Raw genomic sequence first — 1,090 nt, forward strand, 5'->3', positions numbered from 1 at the left:
GCTGGCCCGCTGCCTGCACCAGGCCGGCCAGGTGCACGGCTGCTTCTACCCCAAACACATCTTCCTGCGCGAGGGCGCGCAGGGCTTCGCCGCGCAGCTGATCGACCTGGAGAAGACCCGCCCGCTGCTGCTCGGCCGGCGCGACCGGATCAAGGACCTCGAGCCGCTGCTGCGCCGTGCCAGCGCCTGGGGCGAGGCGGAGATGCGCAAGCTGCTGGCCGCCTACCTGGGCGGTGAGGCCGGCCTCGAACGCTGGTTCGCCCGCCTGGGCGCCCGTCGCCTGCACAAGGAATCGCGCTGATGCGGCTCGAGCAACTGGCCGGCAGCGGCCGTGCACCGGCCCTGCCGCTGAACCTGACGCTGGCGGGCGACGAGCTGCGTGTCCAGCGCTGGCTGCGGGTGCTGCCGGGGCAGCGTTACGTCGGCCTGGCGCAGTGGCGAGGGCGGACGGTGCTGGCCAAGTTGCTGGTCGGCGGCAAGGCCGAGCGGCATTTTCGCCGCGAGCTGGATGGCGCCCGGCTGCTGGCCGAGCAGGCCTTGCTCACCCCCGAGCTGCTGGCCGAGGGCTTTGCCCAGGGCCAGGGCGGCTGGCTGCTGTTCGACTACCTCGATGGCGCACGCAGCCTCTGGGATGCCTGGCGCGAGGTGGCCGGCGAGGCGCCGCTGTCCGTCGCCCAGCAGGCGGTGCTGGGCGAGGCCCTGACGGCCATCGCGCAGATGCACGGCAAGGGCCTGTGGCAGGCCGACCTGCACCTGGACAACCTGCTGCGGCACGACGGCCGCCTGTATCTGATCGACGGCGGCGGCGTCCGGGGCGAGACCCCGGGGCAGCCGTTGTCGCGAGCCAGGGTGCTGGAGAACCTCGGGGTGTTCTTCGCCCAACTGCCGGCCGAGCTTGCGCCCTTCACCGAAGAGCTGCTGATCCACTACCTGCTGGCCAACGGCGAGCACGCGCTGCCACTGGAGGCGCTGCTCAAGGAAGTGGAGAAGGTGCGACGCTGGCGCCTGCGCGACTACCTGCGCAAGGTCGGTCGCGACTGCAGCCTGTTCGCCGCGAAGGTCGGCGCCTTCGGCCTGCGCGTGGTGCGCC

The 1,090-nt window shown here is 72.4% G+C and carries 1 protein-coding gene and 1 pseudogene; both read left to right on the forward strand.

Annotation, left to right across the window (positions count from 1 at the left end):
• A partial coding sequence (locus tag N878_RS21785; protein WP_021445646.1) for a lipopolysaccharide kinase InaA family protein occupies positions 1-301 on the forward strand: 301 nt, incomplete at its 5' end.
• Positions 301-1,090 (forward strand): annotated as a pseudogene (locus N878_RS21790) (serine/threonine protein kinase); the annotation flags it as partial. The gene N878_RS21785 and the pseudogene N878_RS21790, both read left to right, overlap by 1 nt.

The sequence above is a fragment of the Pseudomonas sp. EGD-AK9 genome (genome assembly GCF_000465935.2).
Lineage (GTDB): Bacteria > Pseudomonadota > Gammaproteobacteria > Pseudomonadales > Pseudomonadaceae > Aquipseudomonas.